Here is a 25,974-nt window from a genome sequence, read left to right on the forward strand (position 1 = left end):
CTAATGGACAGATACCTTAGGTATGAGAAGTTTAGCTTGCGATCAAATCAGTGAAGTCAATTTAGATGAACTCTTAGCTAATATTTATTCTGGAAAAATTAAAAATGACTAAAGTAGAAAATTTGAATCATTACTACCAGGTCCATGTTAATCATCTTTTATCTACCCGATTAGATACGGATATATCAAAAGAGTTTTTTGATAAAGTTGTTTTTCATGGAACAGCTTATAATTCTTTACAGACTATTATAGATTCATTCGAAACTTCTGGTCAGTCAACCTTTACCTTGACAGGCAGTTATGGAACAGGGAAATCCACCTTAGCTGCTGTGTTAACAGGTTTGTTACATCAAAATGATGGCATACGGGGTGCAGCACGAAATCTTGTTAATGATAAAAAGCTACTTAAAAAATTTGATAAGTCTTTTAACTTTTCTCATGAAAAACCTTGGCTAATAATTAAAGCTGTAGGTGGTGTTACTTCACCCACTGAGTTGTTTTATAAATCTATTCTGAAAGCCTTGCAGGATGCAAAATTAATAGAACTTCTCAAAGCTTATAGCAGTGTCACAGATGCGAAAAAGCAATTAAGTGCATATTTTGAGTTTTATAATTTGAAACGACCTCAGTCTAGACAAAATGACACCAAATGAGTTTTACTATGATCAGCTACCCCAACAAAACAAGGTGGCTTAACTAGAGCGGAATATCACTTATAAATACGCTTTTAGTTGTTCAAACAAGTGGGACCACCTCTTTAAGTCTACCAAGGGTTGTTTATGTGGAAATTATCGCTTTTAACTACTGTAATTTCATTGGTGCTAGCCTCTTGTGCATCTGATCCTTACTCAAAGCCTTCTGCTTTACGGTTTCAAAATAATAAGCAAGGTTATAATCAGGAGATCAATGTCAACAGAGATGCTAAATTATGCGCAGGGGATACAAGAGATGAACAGAGTTGTCCAATTTATTTCTATATTGACAGTATTGAATCAGGTAAATTCTATATCAATAATACGGCAAAGTATTATTTAAAACCAGAGGTTTATAATTTCAAAGTTAAAAATTGTAGCGGCGAAAAAAATTGTCAGAGTTGCGATGTCGACTTGCGGCCAGATCAATTAAAAGATCGTAACTTTATTCTTTCTGTAGATGCTGCTGGTGTACCTTTTATTTCAAATAATGGTCATCCTTTGGCTTGTAGACAACAGCCAGCAGCTCAAAAGCCTGTCGTTGCTCCTGTTGAGCATACTGAAACAATTGATTTGGCAGCCGATACATTATTTAAATTTGATGGTTCATCTTTAAATGATTTATTGCCTAAAGGCCGTCAGGAAGTTCAGGACGTAGCATCAAAAATTTCAACAGGTTTTGTTTCTGTCAGTAAGATCATATTGGTCGGTCATACGGATCGTCTAGGAAGCGAAACTTATAACCAAAAACTTGGTCAGAATCGTGCTGAAACTGTACGTAGTCTGCTTGTTCAAAATGGCGTATCCGCAAATATTATCTCGGTGGCAAGTGCAGGGAAGAATCAACCAGTCACGGACGGCTGTCCTACGGTTAAATCTCGTGAAGCACTAAAAGCATGTTTACAGCCCGATCGTCGCGTGACGGTACAAATTACGGGCATTACCAAGTAATTCAGCATTTAAAAGTTTCAACGAATATAGGCCACACAGAACATGACAAATTTTATTGTAGTAGAAAAAGATTCTTTAAATAAAGTATCTATCAACACGCAACATATCACTTTAACAGAAGCATCAATTGTCCATACCAAAATGCATCGTAATGATGTAGCAGAGTTTTTACGTGATGGCAATAACCTGATTTTAAAGTTAAATAATGGTGAAACTGTCCTTATCGAAAACTTCTTTGTCGTATATGACAAAGTTGATTCTGATCTGGTTTTTGAAGAAGATGGTTGTATCTTATACTGGTTTGATGGTGTTTCTGGTTTTAAGGGAATACCTGGGCTTGAGGTCTTATTACCTGCTAGTGCGGCAGGTGGGTCTTTACTGCCATGGATTATTGGTGGTGGTGCTGTTATTGGTGGCATCATTGCAGCCGCAGGAAGTGGCGGTGGAGGGGATAAAAACGCATGGCCAATCGCCGTTAAGGATGAAATTACAGGTGTTGAAGATACCCCAGTTAATGGCAATGTTTTAACTAATGATCGTGATCCTGATGGAAACGCAATCACAGTTACTCAATTTGTTGTGGAGGGGAAAAGCTATAATGCAGGCCAAACCGTTACAATTGATAAAATTGGCGAGCTAACGCTCAATGCCGATGGAACTTATCACTTTGTCCCTGCGACTAACTGGAATGGCACCGTTCCAACAGTTACTTATACAATTAGTGATGGCCAGGGTGGAACCGCTTCAGCGGAATTGGTAATCACAATTACACCTGATGCAAATCCTTCGATTAGCATAAAAGATGAAAATGGCGGCAGTGAAAATCCGAACAATACTACTGATACATTAATTGAACAGGGGCATGTTACTGTATATGAACAGGGTTTAACTGATACATCGGGTTCAAATAAAGAAGCGGGTAGTATTACGATTGGGGCTGGTGATGGCGTAAAGTCTGTTACGGTTGGTGATACCAATATTTTGCTAACAGATCTGGAAAATGCCTCAACTACACCGATTATTATCAACACGCCTCATGGCAAGATCATCATTACTGACTATACGCCAAATGGTCAGGAATTTAATGGCGTATCTACGGGTGGCACCATTACTTATGAATATGAACTAGATCAACCTGTTACCAACGATGCATCACACACCGATAACTTTCTGGAAGAAGTCGGTATATCTGTGACAGATCAAAGTAATATTGTGAGCAGTGGCAGTCTAGTCATTAGCATTATTGATGATGCACCACTTGCCAAAAACGACATCGATAATGTGGCTGCTAATCAATTTACCCCTGAAACTGGAAATGTACTGACGGGTGTTGGTACGAGTAGTGGGGCTACAGGTGCAGACAAAATTAGTGCCGATGGAGTGAGCATCTCCACAGTGGTTAGTGATAATGTATCTGCTAACGTGGTAACAGATGATGGCACAACGCTGACGATCGAAGGGCAGTATGGTACTCTAATACTCAATAAGACCACAGGTGAATATAGTTACGAGCGTCATGAAGGTACGCCGGGCGGTGTAAATGAGGTATTTACTTATACATTGGTTGACGGTGATGGGGATAGCTCAACAGCTAGCTTGACATTAGTCATTGGCAATAGTGCGCCTCTTGTTACGCTTCCTTCGAGCGATGGAGAGAGTACCAAAGTCTATGAATCAGGTTTGAATAATGGTGGCTCTAAAGCATCTACTGATAAGGAAACAACAAGCGGTACAATTGCTTTTACCTCTCCAGATGGTTTGGCTTCTCAAGATGCAGTGAAGTTAGGTGGACATACCCTAACGACAGCAGATCAAACATTCTCGGATGGTTTAACTGCACGCTATGAATACAATTCGGCAACTGGTACAGGTACTATCCACTATAGCTACACACTTCCTGCGAATACGTCAGGTGATAATACCAATGCAACATTTGCAGTGGAAGTGACAGATATCGATGGCGATAAAACAGCTTCGGGTGATCTGGTTATTAATATTATAGATGACGCACCTGTTGCGACGCCTGACACGAATAGCATTACAGAAGACAGCGTACCTAATCCAGTCAGTGGCAACGTACTGACAGGAGACGTATCTAGTGGAGATACAGCTGATACCCAAGGCGCAGACAAAGCTAACGTCAGTGGAGTACAGGCTGGAACAGTTGCGTCAGGTGAACACGTAGCAAATGGCGCATTGAATACAGCAGTGAATGGAGAATACGGAACATTAATTCTCCGTGCTGACGGTAGTTACACCTACCAATTAAATAATAACAATACGGATGTAAATGCCCTTAAAGATAACCAAAGCCTCCAAGACGTATTTAGTTACACCATTACCGATGGAGATGGAGATAAATCGACAGCGACCATTACCATCACCATTAACGGACATACCGATGGCGCACCTAACGTGGTTATCACTGATCATAATGGATCAGCGCTTGGTGCGAACAGCATTGCCGAAAATGCAACGACCCCAGTACAAGGCGAGTTTACCGTCAACGCAGCAGATGGACTGAAATCTATCACGATTGGTGTCACGACCATTCTGACCAGCGAACTCTTGGGTCTATCCCCGACCACACCAAAAACAATCATAGGTACACAAGGAACACTGACCCTTACCGACTATGATCCAGTAACAGGCAAAGTCAGTTATAGCTACCAACAAAGTGGCACCAGCAAAAACCACAGCGGTGGTGATAGCAGCGTAAGTGATAGTTTCCCAATTATAGTGACAGACAATGCCGATGAAAGCTCAGTAGCGACTGATCTGGTCATTCTCATTACAGATACTGCCCCAGAAGCGAAAGCTGACACAGGCACAGTGACAGAAGACGGTACAGCACTTGAAGGAAACGTGATCACAGGTGGTAGTAGCAATAGTGCAGATGTTGCTGACCGTTTAGGTGCAGATGCAACACAAGTGACAGGAGTCAGCAAAGGAAGCTCAACAACAGAACAAACAGATAATGTTGGTGGAACAGGACTTGCAGGTGACTACGGCACACTGATACTCAATAGCGATGGTAGTTACAGCTATACCGTTGACCCAAATAACGCAACCGTGAATGCATTAAAAGATGGAGGCAAGCTCACAGAAACATTTAGCTACACCATTACCGATGGAGATGGAGATAAATCGACAGCGACCATTACCATCACCATTAACGGACATACCGATGGCCTACCAAGCATTACACCGAACGATCAGAACGGTAGCAGTGTTGGTGGTCAGATTACAGTGTATGAAAGTGGTCTAAGTACAGGTAGCAATGCAAGTGCAGCGAGCGAATCTGCCAGTGGAACGATTCAGATCAATGCAGGAGATGGCTTAAGCAGTATTAACATAGGCGGACAGACCTTTAGCCTTTCACAATTACAATCACTGAGTAGCAGCAACCCATCGGCAGCGATCAACGTCGTTGGTGGAACCATCGTTCTAAATGGTTTTACGGCAAATAGCAGTGTAGGTGGTATCCCAACTTCAGGTAGTTTGAGTTATACCTATACTTTGAACAACGCCCAGACACATAGCGTTGTTGGAAATGATGGTTTACTTCTGAGTGGCATTCCACTGAGTGTCACAGATGCAGGAGGGGTAACCACAACAGGTAGTCTGGTTGTACAAGTGATTGATGATGTTCCGACTGCTGTGGCAGATACTGGTAGCCTTAGTGAAGGTGGTGTGCTGAGCGTACTTGCTGCTGACGGTGTATTAACAAATGATACTGCTGGCGCAGATGGTTGGGTGAATACTGGTGCAGTGGTTGGTGTGGTATCGGGTGATACTGCAACGAACAGCGCTGGTGGCGTTGGAGGCAGGATAGATGGCCAATATGGCTATATCACTTTAAATGCCGATGGCAGTTATACCTATGTATCAACCGCTGATGCAGTAACAGCTGATGCACAGGATGTATTTACTTATACGGTACGTGATGCGGATGGTGATTTAACTCATTCAACGCTTACGATTAATGTGGCAAATGTCAATCTAACACCAGCCCCAATTAGCAATACTGTCAATGAAAGTGGTCTTGCGGGTGGTTCAACTGCGGGTACTGGTCATACCGTAACAGATACAGTGAACCTACCATCCGAGGTCAAAGCAGTACCCGTTACTAATGGTTCGACTCAATATGGGACGTTCAGCATTGATGAAGATGGTCATTACACATACACACTGACTAAACCATCAAATGGCGATAATGTTGAGGATACGTTTAGCTATACAACTAAGGATGCTCAGGGCAATAGTACAACGAATACCGTAACGATTACGATTATAGATGACGCACCTGTTGCGAAGCCTGACACGAATAGCATTACAGAAGACAGCGTACCTAATCCAGTCAGTGGCAACGTACTGACAGGAGGCGTATCTAGTGGAGATACAGCTGATACCCAAGGCGCAGACAAAGCTAACGTCAGTGGAGTACAGGCTGGAACAGTTGCGTCAGGTGAACACGTAGCAAATGGCGCATTGAATACAGCAGTGAATGGAGAATACGGAACATTAATTCTCCGTGCTGACGGTAGTTACACCTACCAATTAAATAATAACAATACGGATGTAAATGCCCTTAAAGATAACCAAAGCCTCCAAGACGTATTTAGTTACACCATTACCGATGGAGATGGAGATAAATCGACAGCGACCATTACCATCACCATTAACGGACATACCGATGGCGCACCTAACGTGGTTATCACTGATCATAATGGATCAGCGCTTGGTGCGAACAGCATTGCCGAAAATGCAACGACCCCAGTACAAGGCGAGTTTACCGTCAACGCAGCAGATGGACTGAAATCTATCACGATTGGTGTCACGACCATTCTGACCAGCGAACTCTTGGGTCTATCCCCGACCACACCAAAAACAATCATAGGTACACAAGGAACACTGACCCTTACCGACTATGATCCAGTAACAGGCAAAGTCAGTTATAGCTACCAACAAAGTGGCACCAGCAAAAACCACAGCGGTGGTGATAGCAGCGTAAGTGATAGTTTCCCAATTATAGTGACAGACAATGCCGATGAAAGCTCAGTAGCGACTGATCTGGTCATTCTCATTACAGATACTGCCCCAGAAGCGAAAGCTGACACAGGCACAGTGACAGAAGACGGTACAGCACTTGAAGGAAACGTGATCACAGGTGGTAGTAGCAATAGTGCAGATGTTGCTGACCGTTTAGGTGCAGATGCAACACAAGTGACAGGAGTCAGCAAAGGAAGCTCAACAACAGAACAAACAGATAATGTTGGTGGAACAGGACTTGCAGGTGACTACGGCACACTGATACTCAATAGCGATGGTAGTTACAGCTATACCGTTGACCCAAATAACGCAACCGTGAATGCATTAAAAGATGGAGGCAAGCTCACAGAAACATTTAGCTACACCATTACCGATGGAGATGGAGATAAATCGACAGCGACCATTACCATCACCATTAACGGACATACCGATGGCCTACCAAGCATTACACCGAACGATCAGAACGGTAGCAGTGTTGGTGGTCAGATTACAGTGTATGAAAGTGGTCTAAGTACAGGTAGCAATGCAAGTGCAGCGAGCGAATCTGCCAGTGGAACGATTCAGATCAATGCAGGAGATGGCTTAAGCAGTATTAACATAGGCGGACAGACCTTTAGCCTTTCACAATTACAATCACTGAGTAGCAGCAACCCATCGGCAGCGATCAACGTCGTTGGTGGAACCATCGTTCTAAATGGTTTTACGGCAAATAGCAGTGTAGGTGGTATCCCAACTTCAGGTAGTTTGAGTTATACCTATACTTTGAACAACGCCCAGACACATAGCGTTGTTGGAAATGATGGTTTACTTCTGAGTGGCATTCCACTGAGTGTCACAGATGCAGGAGGGGTAACCACAACAGGTAGTCTGGTTGTACAAGTGATTGATGATGTTCCGACTGCTGTGGCAGATACTGGTAGCCTTAGTGAAGGTGGTGTGCTGAGCGTACTTGCTGCTGACGGTGTATTAACAAATGATACTGCTGGCGCAGATGGTTGGGTGAATACTGGTGCAGTGGTTGGTGTGGTATCGGGTGATACTGCAACGAACAGCGCTGGTGGCGTTGGAGGCAGGATAGATGGCCAATATGGCTATATCACTTTAAATGCCGATGGCAGTTATACCTATGTATCAACCGCTGATGCAGTAACAGCTGATGCACAGGATGTATTTACTTATACGGTACGTGATGCGGATGGTGATTTAACTCATTCAACGCTTACGATTAATGTGGCAAATGTCAATCTAACACCAGCCCCAATTAGCAATACTGTCAATGAAAGTGGTCTTGCGGGTGGTTCAACTGCGGGTACTGGTCATACCGTAACAGATACAGCTCTGTACACGACAAAAATAGATAACTCATTGAAATAATGTCATAATAATTGTTTTCTAACGACGAATACTATGACACATCTCAATGAGTTATATCTTATCTTAAACAAATCTCTAAAATGGAACAAGTCACATTTAAAGTGCTTTGCGCTCATCATGCTTGTGATTATTTTAAAGCAAACATGTAATCTTTCTTCTGCATCTAAAGCCTTGCCCATCAAGTGCTTACCACAATCATTTTATCGACGTATGCAGCGCTTCTTTGCAGGTCAGTATTTTGATTATCGTCAAATTTCTCGGTTGATTTTCAATATGTTTTCATTCGACCAAGTGCAACTGACTTTAGATAGAACCAATTGGAAATGGGGAAAACGAAATATTAATATCCTGATGCTTGCGATCGTTTATCGTGGAATAGCGATACCTATCGTTTGGACATTGCTTAATAAACGTGGAAATTCAGATACGAAAGAGCGGATTGCTTTGATTCAACGCTTTATATCCATTTTTGGTAAAGACCGTATTGTGAATGTGTTCGCAGACAGAGAGTTTATCGGTGAGCAGTGGTTTACATGGTTAATTGAACAAGACATCAACTTCTGCATTCGTGTTAAAAAAACTTCATTGTCACCAATCATTTAGGGAAGAATCATAAAATTAGTGATTTATTTCGCCATCTTCAACTTGGTCAAATTGAATGTCGTAAACGACGGATTTTGGTTGGTCGGGTGAAACTATATATGAGTGCACTACAGTTAGAAAATGGAGAGCTTTTACTCGTCGTTTCTCCTCAGTTTAATGCCAATGCTATTCAGGATTATGCATTACGCTGGGAAATTGAAACCTTATTCAGTTGTCTCAAAGGACGAGGATTCAATCTTGAAAATACGCGCTTGACAGACGCTAGACGAGTGAAAAAATTGATTGCGGTGTTAGCTATAAGCTTCTGTTGGTGTTACTTAACGGGTGAATGGCAACATGATCAAAAAAAAGCGATAAAAATAAAGAAGCATGGACGACTCTCAATGAGTTTATTTCGCTATGGTTTAGACTATGTTCAAATGGCGATTCAGCGTTTAATTGGTTTTGGGAAAAAAGAAGAGTTTAAGGAAATTTTGGCAATTTTAAGAAGGCAGAATCCTGATAGGATAAGGGTTCTGTGAAATTTGTCGTGTACAGAGAAAACGCTTATTTCAACGCTTCCGTGTGGCCAATAGGGTTCTGAATCCCGATAAAGAATATCAAAATACACGCGAATACATGATCCTTTGGGAAAAGCATCTTAAAGATCCTACGCTTTCGTTAACTGAATTTGTTCAATATTTAAGTAATTTCAATACAGATCCATCCAATGATTTTGAAAAAAATCTACTGAATAATCTACGCATTACATTTACTTATATTTTAAACAATAAGGCCAAAATTGCCAAAGCGAGCATCGAGACTCAACTTCAACATGATTTTTTAGATGAAGATCAGCTGATTGTAGAAAGTTCAGAAATTAAAAAAGGTCAAAAGTCTAAAGCTCTTAATATAGAAGAACAATTAGATGACCAAGATACACGTCAAATACTTGTAGACCCAACCATCGTTACCCCCCTTGCTGCATATTCAGAATCCGGCCAAAGCTATGTGCTGCCTCTGGTTGCCAAACATATTCAACGGAAAGAACATTTGCTGCCATACAGCAGCCTCTTTCCTAATACCACAAGCATAAGTGCCCTAATTACTGAACTATATAAAAATTACATTGTTGAGGTTAAAGAAGACTCTAAAGACAAGGATAAAGAAATCAAAAAAAAGAAGGCATCCTTGATCCTGATGCTGTCATTTCTGACAGGAAATAAAATCCAGGAGTGGCTCCGTCTACAAAGTAAACGTGCTAAAAATTTAAATGCTCGCCAACAGATCAAGCAAAGCAATGGACAATATTATCTGAGAAGTAAATTTTCAATTTTTGAAAATAAGGATTTTGCTTATCCAGAGGGCTTGCTCAACCAAACAGTTCATCTGGACATCCCGATCCCGAATTCATTTATTGAATCTCTGCGAGACGGTGACCCCGTTAAGGAAGAGGACCTTCAGCAACATTTGAAACAGCTGAGAGCCAAATTTTATATTCCAAAATTATCACTAATAAGAATTGGCTCTCTTTTACATCAGACTATTTTGCAACGCACTGGAAATAAACAGCTTGCTGACCTTCTCACTGGTATTGATGCCAATAAGTCTTCTTCTACTTCTTATTGTCATCAAAATATCCTGACTTTACAGACTGAATATGTCTCAATTTTAAAAGAGCTGTGTGAGTCGTTATCCGATGAATACCAGAATATTGAATATGCTGCAGAAAAAAACTTTGGAAGCCGCAAAGCACCTACTTCAAATGTGATTCAAAATATCTTTGCCACTCTCAAATTCAGAATAATTTCACAAAAAGAAGACGACTGGATAGCAATTTTTAATCACTATAATCTGTGGATGTGGCATTTCTTGTTGCTCTTTACTGCTGCACGACCCGTCGCTGAATTTCCAGGTTTTTTAAAAAGCTTTAACCTGAAAAGAAAAATATGCATGGTTTCTGATAAGGAGGTGGGTGGGCGTCAAGGCTATGGACGTTTAATTCCACTAGGTCATTTTGTTGTACAAGAACTCCAGAAATTCATAGATTTTTTACATTATTTTAAAACTCAAATTGCTCCTAGTCAGCCAGAAATTCCACAACATATTCAACAAATTTTAGAGAGCAAGCTCCCACTATTGAATATCTTTCAGGATGGTCAATGGTACCCCTTAAGGCCTTCGATTATAAAAAAATCTAACCCTGAGTTAAGTTTGCTACATGAAAACTGGCACCGGCATACTGCCCGTGCGTTTCTCAGCCATAAAATTAGCGAAATTGAAATTTTAGCTTTATTCGGTCATGAACCGATGCAGCAAGAAGCTGCTCATCCTTATTCCAGCTTATCTATTTCACAATATTCAAGCATTGCCCATGTTCTTGAACAAATGAAAGATCATTTTCAAATTACCGGTATTGAACTCGATGTCCTCATCCAATAAACGAACTAAGCAAGCTCGACCACTATATGCAGAAAATCGTAGAAAACAAATTCGTCTTGAGAAAGAGAAATCTCCTCGATCGGATGTAGAAAAGGAATTAATTCAATATTTCCAAGAAATAGAACTAGAACAAAAAGAACATCTTGAATCCTTATATCCCGCAATTTATGAGTTTATTAAACGCAAAGCTCCAAGCTTGGCCTGGAAAAAATATGCACATGAGCTTTTTCGGTCATATATCAAGCAAATCAATTTAAATCGTCGTGAGACTTTGCCCCTACCGAATCTGACATTTGAGATGAAGCGTGATCAACCAGTTTTTACCATGGACTGGATCGAGAAGGGACAGCAGGTTGATGAAGTTCTTGATAAGCTTTGGGACTACTGGATTCTAGCAAAAGATAGCAAGACATTTTCTGATGATGAAATCATTGGAAATATTGTTATTTCTGCCATGCTTTATTCCGGCTTAAATCAAAAAGCGTCTTTAGAAGCTTTGCTTGAACACTTAAAAGATCCGGCAAAAATCAGAAAGATCGAAGATCTGAACATTATATTTTTAGAACCGCTCTCTCCCTCTTATGGAGATCTATTTATTGATGAAAAAACCATTCGTAAATCGCGTAATTTTATTCCTGATCAAATCACCCGCTTATGGTTAATTCATTTTAATAGCAGAAATATTCGTACAGTAAACCAGAATGTAGAAGATTATCTACAGCTTATTTTTAATAAGATTAAGTTACCATTTAATCTTAAAACTTATAAATTATTACGCGACTACGCCAACTTTAACTGGATGCAACTCCCGAAAGTTGACATTGATCCTGCTCTCTCACAATGTCTTATAGAAAATACTGCAACCTGTGGCTTATCAGAAATAGAATTTGAAAGATTTCTTCATCCAAAATTTAAATATCAGCAGGACACTCTTACTGATTCAGATGTAGAAAAATCACCATCTATTGTGGGTAAATCTTACTCCAATGATGACATTCAGCAAGCTTTGGATGATGTTATAAAGATTCACAAAGACCTTTTACAACTGATTCGTACATCACAAACTGATCAAGCCATTGATGTATTAATCATTAAATATTGTCTTGAAAATACTGATAAATTTAATGAGTACAGTAAACGTGTCGCCTTATGGCTCATCAGCCTTTATAAACCAGAATTAGAACAGATTCAGCAACTGGCTGAACGTTTTAATTTTTGCGTAAACCAATTTCAAAAAGCGTTTCAGCAGAATAGACCGTTAGCAGATAGTTCGATTTACACTTATTACTCCCGTATTGCTGAGCCCTGGCTCACCCATTCCTTACAATATCTAGATAGCGAAGATGATCTGAATACGAACCTAGCGAAGATCTACCAACAAATTATTACGAACACCCGTCTCGCAGATGAAGCAGGCCAACCTGAATTTAAAAAATCCAGAGGTCAAACCAGCAGGATGTTGAAGCGCTTCCATAGCTTTCAACGAACAGTTTTCGAAGCTGAATCTCTCGAATTAGAATCACTCACCATACAAAATAGGCCTAGAGCCCGTATTATTGGCCCTTTGACTTATCAAGCTTTCATGAACAAGTTAGATGTCTTATTTGCAGGTTCTGATAGTCAAGAAAATATGTATAAAACATTAAAAATCATCTATATCTTAGCTTACCGAACCGGTATGCGTATTAATGAAATTCTGGGCTTACGTGTGCGGGATATCGAGGGTTTGAGTCGTCTATCAGTATGGATTCAGCCCTACGGCTCAAAAAAGAAAGGAAACTTACATCAACTTAAAACAGATAGTGCTGAACGCAAAGTTCCTGTGTATTGCTTATTAAAAACCGATGAATATCAACTATTTCATAATCATGTAGTCGAGCAACGTTTACTCAATCAGCAAAACTTATACTTATTCCGTAATTGGAATGAAAATAGCAAGCTGAACAAACATACGGTGACAACACCTTTTAGAATGATTATGAACGAGCTTTTTAAAACTCATGATTATTCTTTTCACTCATTTCGACACACGGCTGCCAATCACTTATCCGTTCTGCTCAACTGCGATTACGCTCCCCTAGTCAAGAATCTGACGGATTATACTGAAGAACAATATCAGTCCATTCGGACAGAGTTACTCCGTCATACACATGGTCAAAATCATTGGTTTATGATTGCCCATTTACTGGGTCACATTGACCCTACAGAAACTTTTAAAAGTTATATTCATCTAAGCTACCTGATTGCTGGGCATAAAATACTGAAATATCACCCAGACATCGATACTCAACTGGCAAAAAAGATGATGGGCTACCTACCTTCTTTCAAATTTTTAAACACAGTAAAAGATTCTGCTCCATTCAATTTCGAAAAGCATGCTGGTCATTTAAGTCAGCAGTTACTCAACGATCAAACTGACTGGTTAAAAAGTAACGTAGAAGACATTCTAGATGAGGTTTCATTTAACTCAAAGCATCATGATTTTTTTAAATATTTCGCGGGAACAAAAGAATCCAAAGTTTCATTTGCATGGTTTTTTAAGTGCCTAAATTTACTGGAAATTCATCATGATCCAGATCGGGTATCACAAGAAATGAGTTTACCTGTCGAACTGGTTAACTACTGGTATGAAAATGCCAAACAACTGGGCCAACTCAAGTCTCAAAAAAACAACCCAAGGTTATTTGATCTCAACAACACAAATCATCTGGATAAACCTTTGAAACCCTCGATGATAGATACCGCTGAAGAGCGCAAAGCAAGGAACTATTTCTTTGAAAATATTCAAAATATCTTTGAAAAAAAGCCAGATCAAATAAAAGCGGTGCTTGAGACATTTTTAAGTCGTGTTACAGTTTCGCATACCGGCATTCATTATCGCTGGAATAAAATTGATCAATTGGAATCATTTTATTGCAAGGTAAAAGACCTGTTTCCCCATCAATTTTGGCATTTGCTTGGACAAGACTTGGTACAATTGCTAGATAAAAAGAAACAACCTTTATTACTGAAGCTGGCTAAATCGAGCACAACAGAGCATCCTACGACTCAAGAAGATTATGTTCGTCTCCAGCTTTACTCGACAAAAGATGCCAAAGCACTGGCCGCATTTAAATTTTGCTTACATCTAGCTTGTATTGGCAGACCTCGATCTCTTGAACTGCAAGTTGAAGGTCTAAAAATCACTACATGCGATTAAATAATTTAACCGTTGCTGCCTTATCTAAATGATGTGTGCTGAAAAAACAAGAGGTTTTAACTTGGTAAACTATACATACTCATCAGGAGTTTATCATGAGCAAGAAACACAAGACGTATACGGCAGAATGAATCGTACCGTGTTTGTCGGAGACCAACTTTCCCTGAGATAAGAAGCATCGCTTCGCAAGGAAACATCGAGCAAAACGAGGTCTACATGATTTTCATCATGCTGAGCGAATCAAACGAATTTGGAAAGAAAGTTCGGGGTGATATGGCGTTCGTAAGGTCTGGCAATAACTGCAACGAGAAGTTATGTTATTGCGCGCTGTACAAGTGCGCTAGGTTATGTGCCACCTTTTGTGTTTGAAAAAATGTTCGATGATAAGATTAACACGTTAGGTCAGGTGGCCTAACTTAAATAAAAAAGTCTCCGACAAACCCGGTACGGTTCAATGCAAAATCAACAACAATTTGAACACCCATTTCTCATACAAGTAGGGCTATTTTACAGATCGAAATGATAAATTCATAAATTGCTTTTCAAAAAAAAAGCAACTAATATGCTTCTTATACCACCAAAAAGCAATAAATATGTCTACACTAAATAAGTCTTTACTACAGCAAGTCAAAAAAAGACGAACCCTATTGGGTTTAAAGCAAGTTGATATGCAATCACGTACAGGCATTTCAAGACAGCAGTACCAAAAACTGGAAAGTCAAGGCAATCCTCGATTAGATACCTTAGAAATTATTGCGGCAGGACTAAATGCTCAACTGATGCTCATCCCAGATGATAAGGTTCATTTGATTAGACAATTATTGAATGATGAAATTAAAGTCACTATTGAAGATCAAGATGACTTAATGTCTAACCCATGGAAAGGTCTTCTCGGAGGAGAGGAACCATGAATACTGTTGCAGTCCTGAAATTAACATTACATCACGTTGTCGTTGGATACTTGGCAGGATTTCAGAGCGGAAAAAATATTCTGGTTTTCACAGATTCTTTTCACTTGGATCAGCAACGTCCGACCTTGAGCTTGCTTACTTCCCCTTTATATCCTCAAGCGGATAAGATTTTAGAAAAGACCTATGTTACACATCAGCGCTTACACCCCTTGCTATCAAATCTGCTACCAGAAGGTGCATTACGCGAACTCATAGCACAAAGCCTCAAAATACATATAGACAATGAATTTCAGTTATTGGCAGCTTTAGGTCATGACTTACCTGGGGCACTGATTGCAACCCCAGTAGATCCAGAAGAAATCCCAGATGGAATAAAATTTAAGCTTCAGATCTCGAATCCAGATCAGATATTAAAACAAGAGATTCGGACAAATAATAAGTTTTCCTTGGCTGGCGTCCAAATGAAGTTTTCCATGAAAGCCAAAGATGGGCGTTTTACATTAGCACAGGCAACGGAATCCAGCCTACTCGGTGATTGGATTGTCAAAACTCCTTCTACCAGACATGCTTTTGTTCCGCTGAATGAATACTCTATGATGATCCTTGCCAAAATGGTCGGAATAGATATCCCAGAGATTCGTTTGGTAGATATGGCACTCTTACAAGACCTTCCACCATTAAATCTACCCCAAGAGCAATATGCTTTTGCAATTAAGAGATTCGATAGGCAGAGTACTGCTAATACTACAGAGCTTATTCATATTGAAGATTTTGCTCAGATCTTTGGTTCATATCCACACCAGAAATACAGCACCACAAATTATGAGCAGATCGGTAAGATCATTTATCACTATTCAGATAACAAAATTATTGATATTCAGCAATTTGCCAGCCGTTTACTCGTCAATATTTTACTCGCCAATGGAGATGCGCACTTAAAAAACTGGAGTATGATTTATCATGATAAAAGTGCACCCAGATTATCTCCCGCATACGATATATTAATGACCAGTGTATATATTGAAAATGAGCGTCATTTCGCATTAAATCTTGCCAAAAATAAAGATTGGTATTTAGCTGAGATGAAACACTTTGAAGAATGGGCTGAAAAAGTCGGTGTTCCATGGCGTGTTATTGAAAAACAACTTCACGCGATCATGGACAAAGCACGGTCAGTATGGCCAGTGCTATTACTAGACTTACCTATGATTTCTGTTCATAAAGAAAAATTAAGAGAACATTGGAAAAAATTGCATCCAGACTTTCAGATACTTACAGATGATTAGAGGAAACCTGTAACCAAGCTAAAATTTCTCAAACAATTTCATCACATCATTTTCCGTCAGTTTCGCTTCTCCCTCATGATCTGTGCTTAGAATAGACTGTGCCAGTTCTGCTTTATTCTGCTGCAAGGCAATAATTTTTTCTTCTATGCTTTTATTGGTAATCAGCTTATACACAAATACCGGCTTGTCCTGTCCAATCCGCCATGCACGATCTGAAGCTTGATCTTCAGCAGCAGGGTTCCACCATGGATCATAGTGAATGACCGTATCTGCGGCAGTTAGATTCAGACCAACCCCTCCTGCTTTCAGACTGATTAAAAATACCGGCACTTGTCCAGACTGAAATGCTGTAATGACTTCATCTCGCTTTTTGGTCTTTCCAGTCAGCTTCACATAGCCAATTTTTGCGTGATAGAGCTGTTGTTCAATCAGTTCCAACATTGAGGTAAACTGAGAGAAAATAAGAATTTTTCGTCCCTCTTCCACCATTGGAACAACCATATCCATCAACTGTTCAAGTTTGGCAGAATACGCCTGCCCGGTTTTAACTGAATCCAGTTTCAGCAAGCTAGGATGACAACAGACCTGACGCAGCTTCAGCAAGGCATCTAAAATTTGGATTTGACTACGCTTAAAGCCTTTTTCTGCCACAATTTTCTGAATATTTGCCTGCATCGTGGCGCGAACAGCCTCGTATAGCTTGGATTGCTGCTCATTCATGTCAATATTGACTTCAATCGTGGTTTTTTCAGGCAATTCCTTGGCAACGTCAGTTTTCAAGCGACGTAAAATAAAGGGTTTAATGCGGTTTACCAACTTTTGCCTTAACTGCTGATCACCGCGTTTTTCAATAGGATAGCGGTACTTTTTATTAAAGATTTCTTGTGAATATAAAAATCCTGGCATTAGAAAATAAAATAGTGCCCACAGCTCACCCAAATGATTTTCCATAGGTGTACCAGTTAGACATAGACGATGTCGCGCTGTTAATTGCCGTACTACCTGTGCAGCTTTGGCACGCGGATTTTTAATATTCTGCGCTTCATCCAGAATGAGTTGATGATATTCATATTGCTTCAGTTGCTCTTCATCTCTCGCCAAGAGCGGGTAGGTGGTTAACACAATGTCATAGTGTGAAATCTGCTCAAAATACTGATGGCGGTCGGGCCCCTGTAGCAGCAATACCTTGAGCTCAGGGGTAAATTTCTCCGCTTCTTTGAACCAGTTATGCATCAGCGATGTGGGTGCAACAATTAAGGCGGGACTGTCCTGCAAATATCCAGCCTGCTTTTCCATGAGTAAGTGGGCTAAAGTTTGTGCTGTTTTACCCAAACCCATATCATCCGCCAGAATCCCGCCATGCTGGGTTTCCCTTAAAAACTGTAACCAGCCTAGGCCCTGCTGCTGGTATGGACGTAATTCCCCCTGAAAACCTTGTGGTGTCGGCAGTTGTTGCTGATAGCCTTGTTTGAATTTCTGCGCAAATTGCTGCAGGCGATTACTGACCTGCCACACCATCCCCAGATGATGTTGTAATTCTAATAGTTGACTCGCATCATAGCGATCTATGCTACGCTCTTCTTGCTGTAAAATGCTCTGCAGATGCAACAATACCGGCTTAATGTCCTTTGCGGATAAAGCCAAATCTGGTTGATCCGCTGCAGTTTTCACGGTGAAAATGTGACTGTCATTCAGATGACCAAAAATCCGTGGATCAAGTAAATCAGGCTGTTCTTTCACCAAAGCCACAAGTGCATCGAGTAAATCATAGCTATTGCCTGCACTGTCCTGAACGGTCGCCCCGATATTGAACCAGTCTTGTTGGCTTTCAGATTCAGTGATGGAAATATTTAAATTTTCAACATATTGCAGGTTAAAGGGGCTGTTTTCCAGATGCTCTATCTGCCAGCCCATCAACTCCATTTGATTGATGGGCATCAGCTGTTTGATCCAGTCTCCATAGAAAGCAAAAACCATAGAATCAAGACGTTGTTTATCCAGTTTTAATTGCTGGTCATAACTAAGATCTTTCACCCACTTCAGTGATTCGACCAATAGCTGTAAACGCTGGATTGACTGTTGTTCCTGAACTAAGTCCCGAAGCTGTCGCACCATTTTGCCATGCTGCTCACCAATAAAACTGTCGCCTGATGTACCTGCTTTTATTCTTCCGCCTGCATAGGAGAATTCAATTTCAGCACAAACAGACTCTTCCCATTTCCAATCAAATTTATCTAAAACACCGAAGCGTAAAATTGGCTGGGGACTACCCTCAAGGACATCAATATGCTGAATAGACTCGGGCTGAGGCAGATTTTTCACGTCTGAATATTGATGAGTCAGTTTCTCAAACTCTGGCAAGAGCATAGATGGAAGATCAGGCATCTGTAAAAAATGGTACAGAAGATTTGCCGTATATTCACCATATAACTGGCCCACCGTGTTCTGTTGAATATCCACATAACATGGTGGATGGCTCGCGAGAATCTGAATATGTGGATTTGATTTCAAATCGAGTCGAATATCACCATTGACCAATTCAATGTTTAAATGCTCTGTCTGTTTGTTTACACCTTGTTGCCAGATCAGTTCGATGTGATAGCCTTGTTCTGACCATTGAAGTGCAGTATGGCTCTTTTTTTGCCAGTACACATCGCCACTTTGAATAAAAGATTTGAAATGCTCCAATAAAATGCTTGAGATATCAAGATTGCTTTGATAAAAGCGTTCGTCACTGTTTATTTTGGCATAATAATAAATCTGGTTAAATAATTGTCGTTTTTGTTCAGGTAAAGTCAGATGCTTTCTGGTGATATTTTCATATTGGGTATAATAACTTTCCCCCGCAATTGAGCCGTTTTTATTGCGTCTGGCTTTCTGAACATCAACTGTCAATTTCTTTAAGCTGACAGACTGATCTAGCAGGTAAATTAAATAATTGTTTGTTTTGACAGATGGCTCTGGTTCAGTCTGTTGTAAATACCCTTTAAAATCATTCAACCAGCGCTGCGCCTGATCATCCCCCCGTTGGCGTTTTGCGATTCCCTGCGGGGATTGAGATTCAGCATAACGCTGTTGAAATTCCTGACGATATTCTTGAAAGAATAACCGCGCTAAAGCAGCAGCATGTTTACAGTTATATCCAACCGGACAAGTGCAGTCGTCATCGATTAAACGGTCTTTTTTAAGATTATAGGTAATGGCGGTATCGTAATAATCTGTCCCTTCAATTTGAGCATACATCGTGACATCTTCATTTTCCTCAAAGAACTCAATTGTTTCCCTATCAATGTGTTTAGCATAGCTCAGACTGCGCTGAAGAGTTGCAGTACTAAAGCGAGATAGAAAATTGATCAATGAGGACATAATTACCAGAAACCAAAAATGTTTATACAATTATAACGGACAAAGCTGTCATTTCAGAACAGTAGTGCTCGCCAACGTATCAAAAGGAAATAAATCCATGCTCAAAAACTTAATGTTTACTACAATGGATGGGGTGAATATTGGCTTTGGGGTACATTGGTCTCCTCAACCGCAATCACAGGTCGGCCATTAATCGCCTTTGAATACAGTGCAGAAGCGATCAGTAAAGGCTTAGAACTTTCCTGCACATCAAATGGATATCATGGGTGAGGCACTGAATATTCCTCGACAAGCTCTTGTGAAACTTGGTACTCAGGAAGCGGAACTTTGTGTCCAAGAAGTTGATGAAATTATTGGCTCGATTTGTAAGGTTGCAATCCGATTTAGCAATATCGCTCATGACCTATTACCTGGACAAATTCAAGCAGAGACTCTCCAACTGATCCAAAATAGGATTGAGCATAATATTTATTGCACTAAATAGCTTTCACAAAGCCTCTATAGAGGGCTTATTCTAACCGTTGTTTTATCACGGCATAAGCTACACCAGTCACCACACTTCCAATCGCAATCGCCAATAAATATTTTAATGGATAATTCATCGCATTCGGAATGATCAGTACCATTACACCGCCATGAGGAGTGACTAGTTCACATTTAAATAATGCAACCAAAGCCCCAGTTACAGCACCACCTGCGATCGCGCATGGAAGCACTCGAATCGGGTCTTTGGCAGCAAACGGAATAGCCCCTTCCGAAATGAAACATAGACCCAGAACTACAGCAGCCTTCCCCGCATCTTGCTCAGGTTTGGCAAATTTATGCTTTGCCAGAAAAGTTGCAATTGCCATACCCAACGGTGGTACCATACCCGCAGCCATGGTAATCGCCATCGGTCCGTATGTTTGTGACGTAAGTAAGCCCACCGTAAAGGCATAAGCCGCTTTATTTATTGGCCCCCCAACATCAATACACATCATACTTCCAAGGATAACCCCCATGATCATGGCATTGGTCGTCCCCATATTGGCAAGGAAGTGTGTGAGTAATTCAAACAATTGTGCAACAGGCTGTCCAACCACATAAATCATGATTAAACCAACAGCTAAACTGGCCAATAGTGGAATAATCAAAATTGGTTTTAATGCTTCTAGGCTACTTGGGAGTTTAAGCTGTTTCGATAAAAATAACGCAATATAACCTGCAATAAAACCTGCAACTAATCCACCGAGAAAGCCTGCCTCTAATTGTGTTGCAAGTAAACCGCCAATCAAACCTGGAGTTAAACCCGGACGATCCGCAATAGAATAAGCAATGTAACCTGCCAGCATAGGTACCATAAGAGTAAATGCTGCAGCACCTATTTGCTTTAAGGATGCGGCAAAGCTTCCTTCAACAGGATTGAGGCCAAACATAAACGAGATGGCAATGATCAAACCGCCCGCCACCACCATCGGCAGCATGAAAGACACGCCTGTTAAAAGGTGTTTATAAATTCCAGTTTTTTCTTTGTTTTCATTTTCAGTCTTAGTGGCTGTTTGCTTACCCGTTTCAAGCACTTTGGCTTCAGCAATTGCATTTGCAAAAGTCTTATCCGTTTGCTTAAGGGCAAATCCTGTACTACAGCGATATACACGTTTGCCTACAAAGCGATCTGTATTGACCTCAATATCCGTTGCTAAGATCACGACATCTGCTTTGGCAATACTTTCTACCGATAAAACATTTTTAGCCCCAACCGATCCTTGGGTTTCAACATCAATCTGATACCCGTGCTTTACTGCACCTTGTTGTAAGGCTTCGGCGGCCATAAACGTATGCGCAACACCAGTTGGACATGCTGTAATGGCGACAAACCGTGTAACCCCTTCATTGGCTGCAATAGTTTCATCTAAAGCATCTGAATGCTCAAGAACTTGTTGCAAAAGCATGATCGCATCGTGTTGTGCGTTATTCAAACCAATGACTTTCACAACCTTGTCACGCAGTTGATCAGCTTCTGCCGACTTCTGTCCTACAAAAACAACAGTATCAATAACATTTGATAAATCGAGATGCTCGACTGATGTCGCCACATGATTGGAAATACCAAGTGCTGTCGCTGCTTTGGACAGTTTTTTGGACAAAATCACTGCATTAATCGGCTGCTCGGGACTATGTGGCACAAATAAAATATGTTTTATCTCTTGCATCGTATTAACTCAATGATTGGACTGAGATTTGCGATTTCAAATCTTCAATAACAGCAAAGTCTGGAAGGGCAAACCCAATTTGGGTCACAGCATTGCTCGCAATTGCGGTTGCTGTTTTCAATGTTTCTTCTGGGGAAGTTGAACTCAACAAGCCATGAATCATACCTGCCAGCAAGGAATCTCCCGCACCCACCGTACTTTGGACGGTGACCTTCGGTGCAGTAGCATGTAGGGGGTGCGTGCGGTGAAGCCAGTTCACCCCGTTTTCACCCATCGAGACCACAATATGTTCGATCTGGCTATTTAAACTGGCAAAAAGATGCTGCTGTTCTGCAAACGTTTCTGCTGGCAAATGGTAAGTTTCCGTCAACTCATCTGTATTAGGCTTAATCAACCAAGGATGGGCAGCAATTGCTGCTTTCAACGCAACACCACTGGTATCTACTGCGACTTTTTTACCCGCAGACTGTAACCATAGAATCAGTGTCGAAAGCTCTTCTGCAGAAAACCCTTGTGGCAAACTGCCAGCAATCACAATCACATCAACCTCTAAAATCAGTTGAGATAAACGTTCATATAGTTGTTTTTTTGCTGAGCTATCTACAAAAAAGCCCTTGCCATTGATGTCAGTCATCTGACCAGAAGCTTCTGCAACTTTAATGTTTTGTCGTGTTTCACCTGCAACATAAATAAATTGGTTATCAAATTGCTCTTGCTGGATATGATGGTCAAAAATTTGACGGTTTTCTTGCCCCAAAAAGCCACTCACAATCAGTTCATGTCCCAAATCCTTAAGGACCTGTGCCACGTTTAAGCCTTTACCTGCTGCATGGCTTTGGGCCGTTAACTGACGATTGACCTCGCCAACTTTTAGTTGATCCAATTGCACGGTGAGGTCAATTGCAGGATTCAGAGTAATGCTTAATATCTTAGCCATTCGTAATTACTCCACCAATGCACGTACGGCAGACGCACTGTCACAACTTAAGGCTTGCTGTGCGACCTGTTGGCAATTTATATAGTTCAAACCACGAATTTGCGCCTTCACCAATGGAATACTGGTACTCGACATACTCAACTCATCCACGCCCAAGCCTATCAATACAGGCACAGCTTTTGGATCAGCAGCCAATTCACCACAAATGCCCACCCATTTACCATGCTGATGTGCTGCCCGAACAGTTTGATCAATCAATAGCAAAATACTCGGATGTAAGCCATCAGCTTCAGCAGACAACAGCGGATGACCACGGTCAATCGCCAGAGTATATTGAGTCAAGTCATTGGTTCCAATACTAAAAAAATCAACTTCTTGAGCAAGAATTGGAGCCAACAATGCTGCCGCAGGAACCTCAATCATAATACCGACTTGTAAGTTTTCACATGGATGCTGTATGCGAACCTCATCCAAAATTGCTTTTGCTGCTCGCCATTCTTCAACCCGCCCAATCATCGGAAACATAATTCTTAACGGGCGATTATCCGCTGCTTTAAGTAAAGCAACCAATTGCTGACGTAACAACTCTGGCTTACGTAAAGTCAGACGAATACCACGTAAGCCCAAGAATGGATTTTCTTCCTTTTCAATAGGCAAATACGGCAAAGGTTTGTCCCCGCCCACATCAAGTGTACGTACCACCAATGGACGACCCGCCAAAGCATCTAACACCACCCGATAATCGGCTTCCTGTGTAGCCTCATCAGGCGCACTGCTGTGTGACATAAAGACCAATTCTGTGCGTAGCAAACCAATTGCTTCTGCCCCATCGGCCACAGCCTGTATCGTAGTGCCCACTTTGCCAATATTGGCTGCGATTTCAACTTGATGTTGATCCAGTGTGATGGCGGGTTCTAAACAATGCTGTTCCGCTTGTTCTCGTAACTCGCGCTGGCGTTGGCGCTCTGCAATGGCATGATCAATCTGACTTTGCTCGGGTGAGACCACATACTCACCAGTATCCCCATTAATTAGAACTGTGGCATGGTTCTCAATATTTAAAACAGCTACACCCGCACCTACGACTGCTGGAATAGCCAGAGCACGTGCCACAATAGCACTATGGGCACTCGCTCCACCAACCGCGGTCAAAATGCCTGCAACACGATCTTTATTCAGACGCGCTACATCACTCGGGCCAACATCATGCATAATTAAGATATAAGGTTGCTCGGGTTCTGTGATATCGGCCACACCACACAAAGCAGCCAAAACACGCTCACCAATATCCCTTAAATCAGCCGCACGCTCTGCCAGTAAATGATCGCTAAGTGCAGCCTGTGCGGTAGCAGCCACTTCAATATGATCATGCCAAGCTGCAGCAGCAGACAACCCTTGTTTTAAACCGCGTTGTACACTTTGGAGGAGGTCTGGATCATCCAGCATTTCCAAATGTGCCATGAATATCTGCTTAATGGCAGTAGATTCAGTATGTGCAATGAATTGACGTAAGCTATTTTTCACCTGATGAAGCGTAATTTCAAGCTTTTCATTCTCAGCTTTAAAACTCTGTCCGCGACGTTCATAACTAAATTCACGTGGCTTCACCACATGTGCAGGACCAAAAGCAAGGCCAGTTGATGCCGCAATACCGCAGCTACCCGTATCGCCATGTGATTCAAAAGGCATTAATTCCAAAGTATTTACGACTGGGTCACTACTGCTATGCTGATGAGATGCAAGGTCAACAGCTTCAACCTCTTCTCCTAAGCCCTGCTGAACTGCATCAATAATTTGTTCTAAGCCTGCTACAGCATCGGTATCGGGTTGTGCAATAAAAGTCAGAGTTTGACCACGACGGCATCCCATGGCTAATAATTTGGTTAAACTTTTTGCCGAAACGTAAGCCCCCTCATCTACAGCAACGAGAATATCCCCTGCAAATTTCTTGGTCATATTGACCAAGTATGTCGCAGGACGCGCATGTAGACCATGAGCATTAGCTAAGACAATACGACGAGATGGCCAATCAGGAATCAGTTCAGCACCAATTAACTGCGCCAACTGGTGACTATCTTGCTCTTGGTTGAGGGTATGAACTTGTTCAGTATCAAACAAAATATCCATTAACCGTTGAAACCGTTGCATATCCAGTTGCTCATTACTGGCAATACACACCAAAGTCTTGAGCATTTCCTGCTGATGGCTTAAAACCTGTTCCGCTTTTACCAAACTTACAGCTGGGCTCAAAACATGCTGTTTAGAAGTGATCGACCAGACCCCCTCCCCTAAATGAATCATGCTGTTTAGATTTAAACCCGACAGAAAACCACACTCCACCATTTTTTGCTGTTTCAGCAACTGTGTTGAGTGCCAAATTAAATCTTCTACATCAAGTGCGGGAACTTGAGTGGCGATTAAATTTTCATGCAATGCCAAAGATGCAGGTTGGGCTTGTAATAATGCAATTATTTGCTCTGCGGATTGAGCCTGTTTCACTTGATCAGCGACATCATTAATTAAAGCCCGCGTCAAAATTTGTAAGACTTGCAAATGCTCATCTGATTTCGCAGCAATCACTACTGCTAAATAAATTTTATTTTCACCGTCCCAAACAACTCCTTCAGGAAAGTGCGCCAGACGAATACCAGTTTTTAAAATATATTGGCGAGACTGAGGCGTCCCATGCGGAATGGCAATTCCTTGCCCTAAATATGTTGCACTTTGTTGTTCGCGCCCGGTCAACCCATGAATATAATCAGGGGTAACCAATTGGTCTTCGACCAAGATATCGACTAGACATTGCAACGCTTGTGCCTTATCAGTGGCGTGTTGTTTCATTCGAACATGTTGTATATCTAGCGCGAGCATAAAACGTCCTTGCAAAGCAGCATAGTGAGAAGCCATGCCTTTTTTACTGAAAAAAAAATAAAAGTCGAATTCTACTCAGGATTTACCCGAAAATCTGTATATTTTAGTCAATCATTTAA

At 41.1% G+C, this 25,974-nt stretch carries 11 protein-coding genes and 5 pseudogenes; 11 read left to right on the top strand and 5 right to left on the bottom strand.

What is annotated here, in order from left to right:
• Nucleotides 1-104: 104 nt before the first annotated feature.
• The 10 genes and pseudogenes from AC4CU3_RS08360 to AC4CU3_RS08405 all read left to right on the top strand — a co-directional run.
• Nucleotides 105-533 (top strand): annotated as a pseudogene (locus AC4CU3_RS08360) (P-loop NTPase fold protein); the annotation flags it as partial.
• A 15-nt stretch (nt 534-548) separates the two neighbouring features.
• Nucleotides 549-696 (top strand): annotated as a pseudogene (locus AC4CU3_RS08365) (IS3 family transposase); the annotation flags it as partial.
• A gap of 83 nt (nt 697-779) precedes the next feature.
• On the top strand, nt 780-1,643 hold the full coding sequence (locus AC4CU3_RS08370) for an OmpA family protein (protein WP_032041808.1): 864 nt from the start codon (nt 780-782) through the stop codon (nt 1,641-1,643).
• A gap of 42 nt (nt 1,644-1,685) precedes the next feature.
• Nucleotides 1,686-8,069, top strand: coding sequence for a cadherin-like domain-containing protein (locus AC4CU3_RS08375; RefSeq protein WP_490738092.1), 6,384 nt, complete (start codon nt 1,686-1,688; stop codon nt 8,067-8,069).
• A gap of 33 nt (nt 8,070-8,102) precedes the next feature.
• Nucleotides 8,103-9,193, top strand: a protein-coding gene (locus AC4CU3_RS08380) for an IS4 family transposase (RefSeq protein ID WP_490738091.1) whose coding sequence is annotated in 2 segments (ribosomal slippage) — nt 8,103-8,643 and nt 8,643-9,193 — 1,092 coding nt in all. Because the reading frame shifts where the segments join, the coding sequence is not laid out codon by codon here.
• 19 nt (nt 9,194-9,212) lie between these two features.
• Nucleotides 9,213-11,093 (top strand): annotated as a pseudogene (locus AC4CU3_RS08385) (hypothetical protein); the annotation flags it as partial.
• The gene (locus tag AC4CU3_RS08390; RefSeq protein WP_044108666.1) at nt 11,077-14,292 is read left to right on the top strand and encodes a tyrosine-type recombinase/integrase; all 3,216 of its coding nucleotides are present in this window, start codon (nt 11,077-11,079) and stop codon (nt 14,290-14,292) included. The pseudogene AC4CU3_RS08385 and the gene AC4CU3_RS08390, both read left to right, overlap by 17 nt.
• Nucleotides 14,293-14,483: 191 nt before the next feature.
• A pseudogene (locus AC4CU3_RS08395) lies at nt 14,484-14,632 on the top strand (IS3 family transposase); the annotation flags it as partial.
• Between the two features lie 253 nt (nt 14,633-14,885).
• The gene (locus AC4CU3_RS08400) at nt 14,886-15,203 is read left to right on the top strand and encodes a helix-turn-helix domain-containing protein (protein ID WP_004883943.1); all 318 of its coding nucleotides are present in this window, start codon (nt 14,886-14,888) and stop codon (nt 15,201-15,203) included.
• The gene (locus AC4CU3_RS08405; RefSeq protein WP_004883944.1) at nt 15,200-16,489 is read left to right on the top strand and encodes a type II toxin-antitoxin system HipA family toxin; all 1,290 of its coding nucleotides are present in this window, start codon (nt 15,200-15,202) and stop codon (nt 16,487-16,489) included. The genes AC4CU3_RS08400 and AC4CU3_RS08405 overlap by 4 nt, the downstream gene beginning before the upstream one ends.
• An 18-nt stretch (nt 16,490-16,507) precedes the next feature.
• Here AC4CU3_RS08405 and AC4CU3_RS08410 read toward each other — a convergent pair whose 3' ends face one another.
• Both AC4CU3_RS08410 and AC4CU3_RS08415 read right to left on the bottom strand, forming a co-directional pair.
• Entirely contained in the window at nt 16,508-19,855 is a 3,348-nt protein-coding gene (locus AC4CU3_RS08410) for a DEAD/DEAH box helicase (RefSeq protein WP_490738093.1), read from the bottom strand.
• 119 nt (nt 19,856-19,974) lie between these two features.
• Complete coding sequence (locus tag AC4CU3_RS08415) at nt 19,975-20,103, bottom strand: hypothetical protein (RefSeq protein ID WP_264756144.1); 129 nt, start codon at nt 20,101-20,103, stop codon at nt 19,975-19,977.
• Between AC4CU3_RS08415 and AC4CU3_RS08420 the strand changes: the two are divergent.
• Nucleotides 20,103-20,339: pseudogene (locus tag AC4CU3_RS08420) on the top strand (hypothetical protein); the annotation flags it as partial. The gene AC4CU3_RS08415 and the pseudogene AC4CU3_RS08420 sit on opposite strands and share 1 nt — an antisense overlap.
• 25 nt (nt 20,340-20,364) lie before the next feature.
• Here AC4CU3_RS08420 and AC4CU3_RS08425 read toward each other — a convergent pair.
• From AC4CU3_RS08425 to ptsP, 3 genes are read right to left on the bottom strand one after another with little or no spacing between them, the layout of a single operon-like run.
• The gene (locus AC4CU3_RS08425) at nt 20,365-22,047 is read right to left on the bottom strand and encodes a fructose-specific PTS transporter subunit EIIC (protein WP_234954958.1); all 1,683 of its coding nucleotides are present in this window, start codon (nt 22,045-22,047) and stop codon (nt 20,365-20,367) included.
• Between the two features lie 4 nt (nt 22,048-22,051).
• Entirely contained in the window at nt 22,052-22,984 is a 933-nt protein-coding gene (pfkB, locus tag AC4CU3_RS08430) for a 1-phosphofructokinase (protein WP_148826985.1), read from the bottom strand.
• 6 nt (nt 22,985-22,990) lie between these two features.
• Complete coding sequence (ptsP, locus tag AC4CU3_RS08435) at nt 22,991-25,855, bottom strand: phosphoenolpyruvate--protein phosphotransferase (protein ID WP_178895914.1); 2,865 nt, start codon at nt 25,853-25,855, stop codon at nt 22,991-22,993.
• Nucleotides 25,856-25,974 lie beyond the last annotated feature (119 nt).

This window comes from Acinetobacter sp. 802_lipA (assembly GCF_058242885.1).